Source organism: Cohnella herbarum, from assembly GCF_012849095.1.
In the GTDB taxonomy this organism is placed as follows: Bacteria; Bacillota; Bacilli; order Paenibacillales; family Paenibacillaceae; genus Cohnella; species Cohnella herbarum.
This window is the reverse complement of record NZ_CP051680.1, coordinates 2142871-2153171: the sequence shown is the minus strand read 5'-3', so window position 1 is coordinate 2153171 and position 10301 is coordinate 2142871. Positions and strand designations below refer to the sequence as shown.

Here is a 10301-nt window from a genome sequence, read left to right as displayed (position 1 = left end):
ACGGGGAGAGGGGAACTATGCGGAAGCTGCAGAACGGTCGAACGCTTTACTATGGCAAGGGGGACGTCTTGACTTATCGAACGTACGCCGCCCCGTTAAACGTGGAAATGATCGAGGAATCTTCGTATCGCGGTAACGAAAACGTCATTTTCGCACATAATATCAAGTTCTCCGTAAGCGGTGAATCGCTATTGACTTCTTTTACGGAGGGGGACAACAGTCGAGTTGTCGCGACCGATTCGATGAAAAACTTCATTCTCGGGCAAAGCGTTTTATACGAAGGAAACACGACCGAAGGGCTGCTAAGCTTTCTAGGAGAGAGGTTTCTCGCGAAATACGCGCATATTACGGGAATCGATATCGAGGCAACGCGAATTCCGTTCGGCCAAGTCACCGTGAAGGGGGATCGCGGTTTCGCAAACAGCGACCTCGTATACAGGGCAATGCACAATGAGACATCGCATGCGAGGCTTGAGCTTGTTCGCGTATCGGAGGGATCGGCGGTCAATGCGATGCGGAGCGGATTAAACGACTTGCAACTCATTAAAGTAAGCGGAAGTTCCTTTTTCGGTTTTATTCGCGACGAATACACGACTTTGCCGGAAAGCTACGATCGGCCGCTATTTATTTTTCTGAATATCGATTGGAGCTATACTCATCACTCCGATGCTATAGGCGGGAGCGGGTACGTCGCAGCGGAACAAGTACGCGATATCGCACACCATGTGTTTCATGAATATAAGACGCCGTCGATTCAGTATTTGCTTTATCGGATCGGCTTGCGGATACTCGGCCGATTTCCGCAATTGGAGGAAGTTTTCTTCGAATCCAACAACCGGACATGGGAAACGTTCGTTGAGCCTAAGGGATTTGGACAAGCGGCAGTTTACACCGAGCCTCGTCCGCCGTACGGTTTCCAAGGATTCACGATGACGCGCGGCGATCTGGCGGAAGCGGGGAACGACTAATGGGAGCTTCCGGCCGAATTACGACGCACGTGCTGGATATTTCCCATGGCAAGCCGGCTTCGGGAATGATCGTTCGGCTCTGGAAGCGGGAAAGCGGATCGACGACGCTTGAGCTGTTGAAAGAAGACCGGATCAATTCGGATGGACGTCTGGACGCGCCGTTGCTTGAAGGGAAAAACATGGCAACCGGCGAATACGAGCTTTCGTTCGATATGGGCAGTTATTTCAAAGAGGTTCGCGATATGGAGTCGCTATTGTTCGAGATTATTCCGATCCGATTCCGGGTGGCGGACGAGAATAGCCATTATCATGTTCCGTTGCTTGTCGCCCCTGGGGGATACAGCACCTACAGAGGGAGTTAGGGAGGAATGCAAGTGGGTGAAAGGATTCGTTTCGATCATAATACCGAACTTAACGAATTAATCGATACACTGGCCGAGTTTAGCGAAACTGCCGAGGGAGAAAGAGACGGCGTTACGCGCCTGCTGTATTCGGAACCGTGGAAAGCTGCGCAGAATTTTCTGGCTCGGACGATGCGCGAAGCGGGATTATCCGTTCGTTTCGATAAGGTCGGCAATCTGATCGGTAGACTCGAGGGAAGCGACCCGTCCTCTCCTGTCATTCTGACCGGTTCGCATATCGACACGGTCAGAAACGGCGGAAAGCTGGACGGCGCCTATGGAATCATCGGGGGCATCGCGGCGTTACGCGCCTTGAAGGAAACTTACGGAACGCCCGTTCATCCCTTGGAAGTCGTATCCTTCTGCGAGGAGGAAGGAAGCCGGTTTCCGATCGCTTATTGGGGGTCCGGGAATATGACCGGGCAGTTCGACTGGCGCGGAGGACAAATGGTAAGGGATTCGGAAGGAGTAAGTTTGCATGCGGCAATGGAAACTTCCGGATTCGGTAGGGAGGATCAAATCGATAGCGTTCGCTCGGATCTGGGCGCGTTCGTAGAGCTTCATATCGAGCAAGGGGTAATTTTGGAGAGAATGGCTAAGCAAATCGGGATCGTGGAAGCGATCGTTGGCCAGCGCAGATATTCGGTAACCTTGCGAGGAGAAGCCAATCACGCCGGGACTACGCCGATGAATATGAGGACCGACGCGCTGGCCGGCGCCGCGGAGTTGATCGTGCGGCTGGAGCAGCTGGCAACCAGAGCCGCGGCGCTGGTCGCCACTGCGGGAAGGCTTCAAGCGGCGCCGAATATTCCGAACGTCATACCGGGCGTAGTCGAGTTTTCGCTCGATATTCGTCATGACAACGAGCGGACTTTGTCTTGGTTTTGCGATTATTTATTCCAGGAATACGAGGATATCGCTAACCGGAGAGGACTGGCGCTCGAAGTTACGCCTTGGTTGGCGACGACGCCGGTTCCCATGAGCCGTCCGCTCACGGAACGAATCGAACAAATATGCGGCCGCTTGTCGTTGAATCACAGGAGAATGTTCAGCGGCGCCGGTCACGATGCGCAGTTATTTGCCGGTCTTTGTCCAACGGCGATGATCTTCGTTCCGAGCAAAGCGGGGATCAGCCATTCGCCCGAAGAATTTACCGCGCCGGAACAGCTCGCGGACGGGGTTTCGGTGCTAACCGCTCTGCTACATGAATTGGCTTACGAGGAGCATGAGAGATGAACCTATATTCGGAACTGTCGCCATCCCCGAGAACGATTATGACTCCCGGACCGGTTGAAGTCGACCCGCGCGTGTTGCGAGCGATGTCTTATCCGATATTAGGGCAATTCGATCCTGAATTTACGGCGCTCATGAACGATACGATGGCGATGCTCCGTTCGGTTTTTCGTACCGAGAACGAATGGGCGTTCCCGATAGACGGGACGTCCCGCTCGGGCATCGAAGCGGTTCTTGTCAGTCTGATCGAGCCGGGTGACAAAGTACTCGTTCCCATCTTCGGACGGTTCGGTTACTTGCTGCAAGAAATCGCGGAGAGATGCGGGGCCGCGGTGGTCGTGCTGGAGAAATCCTGGGGAGAAGTTTACGATCCGGAGGAAGTGATCGCGGCAATTTTGCGGGAAAAGCCGGATTTGGTGGCCATCGTCCATGGCGAAACTTCCACGGGACGGATTCAGCCGCTCGAGGCGATCGGTAAAGCTTGCCGGGAGCTGGATGTCCTCGTCGTAGTCGATGCGGTCGCGACCATCGGAGGCGTTCCGCTCGAGGTCGATGCTTGGTGTCTGGACGCGGTGATCGGAGGCACTCAGAAATGCTTGTCCGTCCCGTCCGGGATGGCGCCGATTACTTACAATGATCGGGCGGAACGTAAAATCGCGCGACGGAAATCAATCGAGAGAGGGCTTAGGCAGTCCGGCGGCGATTCGAGTAACGATGCGCGACAAATATCTCCGATCCGTAGCAACTATCTCGATCTTAGCCAGCTCCAGGATTACTGGAGCCCACGTCGCTTGAACCATCATACGGAGATGACCTCCATGCTGTACGCGCTAAGGGAGGGCTTAAGAATCGTGCTTGCGGAAGGGATGGAAACGCGGTTCGCGAGACATCGTTTGCAGGAGACGGCTCTTGTGGCCGGGCTACAGGCGATGGGACTGTCCCTGTACGGAGACGCTAGATGCAAGCTTACCGTCGTGACTTGCGTCCGCATCCCGCCCGGAGTAGACGGGGAGTCGGTTCGATCGATGCTGCTGGAGCTGTTCGGCATCGAAATCGCGAGTTCCTTCGGGCCGCTTAAAGGGGAAATATGGAGAATAGGCACGATGGGCTACAGCTGCAGCCGCAAAAACGTCCTTCATCTGCTGGGGGCTCTCGAAGCCGTTCTCGTTCGCCACGGCGTACATATCCAAACCGGAGCGGGCGTTCAGGCGGCAATGGATATTTATTGTTCCTGATGTCTATCCAATTATGATAAATTTCGATTGCACCCAAGAATCTTACATGATACCATTTAACTACTAATACATATCGGTCGTGAAGCACGCGCCGCTCGTTGTCCTAATAGGGCAATGTGCGGTTTTTTGCTTTTTCGCGCCTATGAGAAACGGGGGAGCGCATGGTTGATCACGATAGGCTGTATAAAGAATTGCTACAAACTTTCTTCAAGGAATTCGTGGAGTTGTTTTTCCCGCAGGTGTCGCAATGGCTCGACTTTAATCATATCGTGTTTCTTTCGGAGGAAATTTTCACGGATTTGAAGGGAGGCAAGAGGGGAAGGGTTGATCTGCTCATCGAGACGAAGTTGAAAGGAGAAAATGCGATCCTAATCGTCCATCTAGAACCTCAATCCTATTACGAAAAGGATTTTGCGGAAAGGATGTTTCTTTATGCAAGTCGGTTGTATGAGAAATACCGATGCAAGGTTCTGCCGATCGCTATATTTAGCCACAGTCGGAAAACGAAGGAGCCGAACGAGTTCTTCTGGAAGTTTCCGTTTCTAGATGTCATGAGGTTTCACTATTATGTCCTGGAGATCAAGCATCAGAATTGGCGCGATTTTATACATTCGGATAATCCTGTGGCTGCTGCTCTTTTGAGTAGTATGGGGTATAATAAGAAAGATAGATATGAAATCCAACTAGGGTTTATTCGGATACTGTTAAGATTAAAAATTGATCCAGCGCAGATGGAATTGCTGACGGTCGTTTTTGAAACCTATTTTAATCTCACTCCCAAGGAACGTTTCAAGTTGGAGGGCGAAGTTATGAAAAGAAATCCGCAAGAGGAGGGGGAAATGATGGAGATCATTTCAAGATGGAGGAAAATGGGGCGTGAGGAAGGGAAAGTAGAAGGAAAGCTTGAAGGAAAGCTTGAAGGAAAGCTCGAGGGCTTAGAAGAAGTAGCCGCGAGGCTGCTCGACAAGGGCTACCCTGTAGAACTGATCACCGAGGTGACGGGATTGCCGGCTCCGAGTATTCAAAAGCTGCAGGAAGCAACGAGTTCGTGATTATCGGCCCGAGAGAGATGTTAAGGGATTTCCCTTGACATCTCTTTTGCTATTGGGTAACATAGTGAAAGTGGTTGGGATGTAAAGGGTTTATCCTTGACAATGAAATCGCGGAAAACGTCGGCCCGATCGTCGGGCTGCGCAGAGTAATCCGCGCGGGAATGAAGGGAGCAGCCATTGTGAGCGGTGAGAACGCGCTAGAGAAGACGAACCGAATCAATGAGTTGTATGATTTCTACGGACCTTTGTTAACCGACAAACAGCAGACTTTCTTGAAATGTTACTTCCATGACGATTATACTTTAGGTGAGATCGCCGCCGATTTTCAGATTAGCAGACAAGCGGTATACGAGCATCTCAAACGAGCCGAGCAAGTGCTGGAGGAATACGATTCCAAGCTTGGGCTTGTCGAGCGGCATATTAAGCTGCAAGCAGGCATCGAGTTGCTGGAATCGCAGATTGCCGCCTTGCCGCGCGAGTGGCGCGAATCGCTCGCGGACACCGCCGCCAAGCTGCGGAACGCGGAGTGACTTTCGTTAGCCTAACCGATATCGCAGATAGATTTTTAGTAAAATACCGTTCCGAAGGAGGGATGGGAAATGGCATTCGAAGGATTATCGACCCGGCTGCAGAACGTATTCGGCAAGCTGAAGGGCCGCGGCAAAGTTTCGGAGGACGACGTTAACGAAGCGATGCGCGAAGTGCGCCTAGCCCTGCTTGAAGCGGACGTAAACTTTAAGGTCGTCAAGGATTTCATCGCGAAGGTGAAAGAGAGAGCCACCGGTCAAGAAGTGGTGAAAAGCTTTACGCCCGCGATGGTCATCATCGACATCGTTAACAAAGAACTAACCGAACTGATGGGCGGTACCCAGGAGAAGCTCGCGAAAGCGAACAAACCGCCTACCGTCATTCTCATGGCCGGTTTGCAAGGTGCCGGTAAGACGACGTTGACGGGCAAGCTCGCGAAGCTGTTGCAATCCCAGAATCACAAGCCGCTTCTAGTCGCGGGCGATATTTACCGCCCTGCCGCCATTAAACAGCTGGAAGTGCTCGGCGGCCAAATCGGAGCTCCGGTATTCACGCTCGGCGATCAAGTCAGTCCCGTCGAAATCGCGAAACAAGGCGTTCAGTTGGCTAAGGAGCAAGGCAACGATTACGTGCTGATCGATACGGCCGGCCGATTGCAGATCGATGCCGAGCTGATGCAAGAGATCAAGGACATTCATGCCGCGGTCAATCCCGACGAAGTATTGCTCGTCGTCGACGCGATGACCGGACAAGAAGCCGTTAACGTCGCGCAAAGCTTTCACGAGCAACTCGCTCTGACCGGGGTCGTTCTGACGAAGCTAGACGGCGATACTCGCGGTGGAGCCGCATTGTCGGTCAAAGCCGTGACGGGATGCCCGATTAAATTCGCTTCCACGGGCGAGAAGATCGATCAGCTTGAAGCGTTCCATCCGGATCGGATGGCTTCCCGAATTCTCGGCATGGGCGACATGCTCTCCCTGATCGAGAAGGCGCAGACGAACATGGACGCGGAGAAGGCTAAGGAAATGGAGCGCAAAATGCGCACCGCGGACTTTACCTTCGACGATTTCCTTGAACAGATGGAGCAGGTTCGCAAGATGGGACCTCTGGATCAGCTTCTTGATATGATGCCCGGAATGGGCAAGCTTAAAGGGAATCCGAACTTCAAAATCGACGAAAAGCAAATCGCGCGCACGGAAGCGATCGCCAAATCGATGACGAAGGCGGAGAAGAAAAAGCCCGACATCATTAATTACAGCCGTCGCAAACGGATCGCCGCCGGTAGCGGAACGACGTTGGCCGACGTCAACCGTCTTCTGAAGCAATTCGAGGACATGAAGAAAATGATGAAACAGTTTTCAGGCATGATGGGTCCCAAAGGCCCTAAAGGCGGTCTCAAAGGGCTCAAAAACATGCTCGGCGGCAAAAATATGAAGTTTCCGTTTTAAGATCGTTTCCGCTAAACCTGATTCTTGTCAAGGAGGTGAAAGTCAATGTCAGTTCGCATTCGTTTGAAACGTATCGGTGCTCATAAAGCTCCGTTCTATCGCGTAGTCGTATCGGATTCCCGTTCCCCGCGCGATGGTCGTTTTATTGAAGAAATCGGCTTGTACAATCCGGTTGCACAACCGGCTCAAGTACAAATCGACGAGGAAAAAGCTTTGAAATGGCTGCAAAACGGCGCGCAAGCGTCCGATACCGTTCGCAACCTTCTGAGCAAAGCCGGCGTTTTGAAGAAATTCCACGAATCCAAGCTCCAGAAGTAATCGTCTAAATACCGGAGGGCTGAGCCATGGAACAATTGATTCGGGTTATTGCCCGAGCGTTGGTGGATCATCCGGAAGACGTGCAAATTCAGGTCAAGGAAGACGCGAGAGGCCTGGTGTACGAGCTTTCCGTTCATCCCGACGATGTCGGCAAAGTAATCGGCAAGCAGGGACGTATCGCGAAAGCGCTACGTACGGTAGTCTCTTCCGCTGCGGTTAAGGAGCGGAAGCGCGTCATCGTGGACATTGTCTCGGAATAATTGGCTTATGGGGCCGTATCGTGCATTATGCGCGGTACGGCCTTTCTTATAAAATAGAGGAACAGCCCTAGCGTTTACATGATGCGTTTGCTTACCTAGACTTAGGTGCTATATTATAGGTGCTGAAGTTTTAGATTTTAGGGGGTTTATTCCATGTCCGACGAGCGATTGCTCAACATAGGTAAAATCGTGAACACTCACGGGATTAAAGGGGAGCTTAAAATATATCCCCAGACGGATTTCCCCGAGGTAAGGTTTAAGGTAGGGAACAAGCTGAAAATGTTTCCGCCGGATTCCGGGTCTCCGGTAGAGATCGAGATCGTGGCCGCGCGCGAGCAGAAAACGATGTATGTCGTTAAAATAAAGGGCTACGATAATATCAACCAAGTGGAGAAATTCAAGGGTTGGGAGCTCAAAGTGACGGACGACGAACGCGTACCGCTTCCCGAAGGGGAGTATTATTTCCGAGACATCGTAGGTTGCGAGGTCGTATCCGACGAGGGCGAGACGCTCGGTACCGTTACGGATATTTTGTCTCCGGGAGCGAATGACGTCTGGGTGGTGAAGATGGCGAAGGGCAAGGAGCTGCTGTTGCCCGTCATCGACGACGTCGTACTGGACGTGGACGTGACCGCCCGCAAAATCAAAGTGCACCTGATGGAAGGATTGCTCTAAAATGCGCATTGATGTTTTAACGTTATTTCCGGACATGTTCACCGGCGTGTTCGGCTCGAGTATTCTGGGCAAAGCCCGCGATAAAGGAATCGTTTCGCTGAATACGGTCAACTTTCGCGATTTCTCGAACAATAAGCATAACACCGTCGATGATATGCCTTACGGGGGCGGCGGGGGGATGGTGCTCAAGGCCGAGCCGATCTTCGGCGCGGTAGAGCACTTGCTCGAGGAACAGGCACGGTTGGCCATGGATACGGCAGTCAGGAAACCCCGCATCGTGCTTATGTGCCCTCAAGGCAAGCCTTTCTCGCAGGAGGTTGCCCAGGAGTTATCGGAGGAATCCCACCTGATCTTCGTTTGCGGCCATTACGAGGGCTACGACGAGCGCATACGCGAATATTTGGTGACGGACGAGCTGTCGGTCGGCGATTACGTGTTAACGGGCGGCGAACTCCCGGCGATGGTCGTCGTCGATGCCGTCGTCAGGTTGCTTCCCGGCGTGCTCGGGAACGAACAATCCGCCGTTACCGATTCCTTTAGCGACGGCCTGCTCGAATATCCGCACTATACGCGCCCGGCCGAGTTCCGCGGCTGGAAAGTTCCCGATACGCTCTTATCCGGCCATCATGCGGAAATCGTGAAATGGCGCAGGAAACAATCGCTGGAGCGGACGTTGGTTCGTCGTCCCGAGCTGCTTGAACGGGCGGAACTGACGCCGGAAGAACGGAAATGGTTGAAGGAGAAGCGGATCCAGCTAGAGCGGGCAACGCAATCTTCGAAGTGATGGTTGTATTTTATTCGTGAATATGATAAAATTTCAAATGTTGTTTTGTCTATGCTCTCCGTAAGGAATCGGGACAAAATCAGTGAACGAGTAGGACGGTCCTCTGCACGCCAAGATCCGAATGCCGACATTCGGGGAGCGGGGTACGAACGTCTGTTATGGAAGGAGTGAACACTCAATGAGCAACCTAATTCAAGCGATCACGCAAGAGCAATTGCGCAAGGACGTACCTAATTTCCGTCCCGGCGATACGCTGAAAGTACACGTGAAAGTCGTCGAGGGTTCCCGTGAGCGCGTACAGCTGTTCGAAGGCGTTGTTATTAAACGTCGCGGCGGCGGAATCAGCGAAACTTTCACGGTTCGTAAAATTTCTTATGGCGTTGGCGTAGAACGTGCTTTCCCAGTACATTCCCCTCGCATCGAGAAAATCGAAGTGGCTCGCCGCGGTAAAGTTCGCCGCGCGAAACTGTACTACCTGCGCAACCTGCGCGGTAAGGCAGCACGGATCAAAGAAATTCGATAATGAGCGTCAGAGGAGGGCTTGGCAAAGTTCAAGCTCTCCTTTTTGCATTCTATAAGAAAGCTAGAGGCGATTGCGAATGGACCTGAATCGAAATCCTAAACCAAACGAATCGGCCGAGCTTGAAACGGCATCGGCTTCCGATGAACAAGCGATTCGCGAGCAACAGACCGAGGGAAGTCGGGCGGAACGCCCGAATGGCTCAGAGGACGGAACTTCCGGATCCGGGAGATCGAACAAGCCCAAGAAAAATCGAGCCGGAAACGAATTGACGGAATGGATTAAAGCCTTGGCGATAGCGGGAATTCTTGTTTTCGTCATCAGATGGTTTCTGCTCAGTCCGTTTATCGTCGATGGTCAGTCCATGGAGCCTAACTTTTGGGATCGCGAACGCATCATCGTGAACAAAATCCTGTACGAAATTCGCGAGCCGAAACGCGGAGAGGTTATCGTATTCCATGTGCCGGAACAAGGACGGGATTTCATTAAACGGGTCATAGGCGTTCCTGGCGATACGGTCAAAGTCGAAGGCGACAACGTATACATAAACGGACAGCAAGTAGACGAGACTTACCTGAAGGAAGCCTATGAGAAAGCCCATGCGGCAGGCGCCTTGTATAACGAGAACGACGGCGATCGTTCCAACTTTCCGAACATCACCTTTCCCGACGGCGTAGTGCCGGAAGGAACCGTATTCGTTATGGGAGATAATCGTTCGAACAGCGAAGATAGCCGTATGATCGGGTACATTCCGCAGGATCGGATCGTTGGCCGGGCGGATTTGATCTTCTGGCCGATCAAAGATTTCAGCTTAGTGAATCATTAGGGATAGCGAGGGGATATCCCCTCGCGTTTCTGTCTGTAAGAGAGGTGATTAGA

13 protein-coding genes are annotated in these 10301 nt (G+C 52.4%); all 13 read left to right on the top strand.

The window, feature by feature from the left end; all coding sequences use genetic code 11:
* Positions 1-17: 17 nt before the first annotated feature.
* The 13 genes from pucL to lepB all read left to right on the top strand — a co-directional run bounded on the left by pucL (position 18) and on the right by lepB (position 10248).
* Complete coding sequence (gene pucL / locus HH215_RS09665; RefSeq protein ID WP_169279713.1) at positions 18-968, top strand: factor-independent urate hydroxylase; 951 nt, start codon at positions 18-20, stop codon at positions 966-968.
* Entirely contained in the window at positions 968-1330 is a 363-nt protein-coding gene (gene uraH, locus HH215_RS09660; RefSeq protein WP_169279712.1) for a hydroxyisourate hydrolase, read from the top strand. Before pucL ends, uraH begins: the two co-directional genes overlap by 1 nt.
* Positions 1331-1336: 6 nt before the next feature.
* Positions 1337-2605: a Zn-dependent hydrolase gene (locus tag HH215_RS09655; protein ID WP_169279711.1), complete on the top strand. Its 1269-nt coding sequence runs from the start codon at positions 1337-1339 to the stop codon at positions 2603-2605.
* Positions 2602-3837, top strand: a complete 1236-nt coding sequence (gene pucG, locus HH215_RS09650; protein WP_169279710.1) for a (S)-ureidoglycine--glyoxylate transaminase — start codon at positions 2602-2604, stop codon at positions 3835-3837. Before HH215_RS09655 ends, pucG begins: the two co-directional genes overlap by 4 nt.
* Positions 3838-3998: 161 nt before the next feature.
* On the top strand, positions 3999-4889 hold the full coding sequence (locus HH215_RS09645; RefSeq protein ID WP_169279709.1) for an Rpn family recombination-promoting nuclease/putative transposase: 891 nt from the start codon (positions 3999-4001) through the stop codon (positions 4887-4889).
* 179 nt (positions 4890-5068) lie between these two features.
* A complete protein-coding gene (gene ylxM / locus HH215_RS09640) occupies positions 5069-5419 on the top strand; it encodes a YlxM family DNA-binding protein (protein WP_169284312.1) in 351 nt (116 codons plus the stop codon).
* A 69-nt stretch (positions 5420-5488) separates the two neighbouring features.
* Positions 5489-6865: a signal recognition particle protein gene (gene ffh, locus HH215_RS09635; protein ID WP_169279708.1), complete on the top strand. Its 1377-nt coding sequence runs from the start codon at positions 5489-5491 to the stop codon at positions 6863-6865.
* A gap of 45 nt (positions 6866-6910) precedes the next feature.
* Positions 6911-7183 carry a 30S ribosomal protein S16 gene (rpsP, locus tag HH215_RS09630; RefSeq protein ID WP_169279707.1) on the top strand — a complete coding sequence of 91 codons (273 nt, stop codon included), beginning with the start codon at positions 6911-6913 and terminating at the stop codon, positions 7181-7183.
* A gap of 26 nt (positions 7184-7209) precedes the next feature.
* On the top strand, positions 7210-7443 hold the full coding sequence (locus tag HH215_RS09625) for a KH domain-containing protein (RefSeq protein WP_115990949.1): 234 nt from the start codon (positions 7210-7212) through the stop codon (positions 7441-7443).
* 153 nt (positions 7444-7596) lie between these two features.
* Positions 7597-8118 carry a ribosome maturation factor RimM gene (gene rimM, locus HH215_RS09620; protein ID WP_169279706.1) on the top strand — a complete coding sequence of 174 codons (522 nt, stop codon included), beginning with the start codon at positions 7597-7599 and terminating at the stop codon, positions 8116-8118.
* Position 8119: 1 nt separating this feature from the next.
* Positions 8120-8902, top strand: coding sequence for a tRNA (guanosine(37)-N1)-methyltransferase TrmD (gene trmD, locus HH215_RS09615; protein WP_169279705.1), 783 nt, complete (start codon positions 8120-8122; stop codon positions 8900-8902).
* 178 nt (positions 8903-9080) lie between these two features.
* A complete protein-coding gene (rplS, locus tag HH215_RS09610; RefSeq protein WP_169279704.1) occupies positions 9081-9425 on the top strand; it encodes a 50S ribosomal protein L19 in 345 nt (114 codons plus the stop codon).
* A 76-nt stretch (positions 9426-9501) separates the two neighbouring features.
* Positions 9502-10248, top strand: coding sequence for a signal peptidase I (gene lepB, locus HH215_RS09605; protein WP_169279703.1), 747 nt, complete (start codon positions 9502-9504; stop codon positions 10246-10248).
* The last annotated feature ends 53 nt before the right edge of the window (positions 10249-10301 follow it).

What these genes read in the sequence shown, in the direction of transcription:
- pucL (WP_169279713.1), top strand. Translation starts at nt 18, where the DNA reads ATGCGGAAGCTGCAGAACGGTCGAACGCTTTACTATGGCAAGGGGGAC.
- uraH (WP_169279712.1), top strand. Translation starts at nt 968, where the DNA reads ATGGGAGCTTCCGGCCGAATTACGACGCACGTGCTGGATATTTCCCAT.
- HH215_RS09655 (WP_169279711.1), top strand. Translation starts at nt 1,337, where the DNA reads ATGCAAGTGGGTGAAAGGATTCGTTTCGATCATAATACCGAACTTAAC.
- pucG (WP_169279710.1), top strand. Translation starts at nt 2,602, where the DNA reads ATGAACCTATATTCGGAACTGTCGCCATCCCCGAGAACGATTATGACT.
- HH215_RS09645 (WP_169279709.1), top strand. Translation starts at nt 3,999, where the DNA reads ATGGTTGATCACGATAGGCTGTATAAAGAATTGCTACAAACTTTCTTC.
- ffh (WP_169279708.1), top strand. Translation starts at nt 5,489, where the DNA reads ATGGCATTCGAAGGATTATCGACCCGGCTGCAGAACGTATTCGGCAAG.
- rpsP (WP_169279707.1), top strand. Translation starts at nt 6,911, where the DNA reads ATGTCAGTTCGCATTCGTTTGAAACGTATCGGTGCTCATAAAGCTCCG.
- HH215_RS09625 (WP_115990949.1), top strand. Translation starts at nt 7,210, where the DNA reads ATGGAACAATTGATTCGGGTTATTGCCCGAGCGTTGGTGGATCATCCG.
- rimM (WP_169279706.1), top strand. Translation starts at nt 7,597, where the DNA reads ATGTCCGACGAGCGATTGCTCAACATAGGTAAAATCGTGAACACTCAC.
- trmD (WP_169279705.1), top strand. Translation starts at nt 8,120, where the DNA reads ATGCGCATTGATGTTTTAACGTTATTTCCGGACATGTTCACCGGCGTG.
- rplS (WP_169279704.1), top strand. Translation starts at nt 9,081, where the DNA reads ATGAGCAACCTAATTCAAGCGATCACGCAAGAGCAATTGCGCAAGGAC.
- lepB (WP_169279703.1), top strand. Translation starts at nt 9,502, where the DNA reads ATGGACCTGAATCGAAATCCTAAACCAAACGAATCGGCCGAGCTTGAA.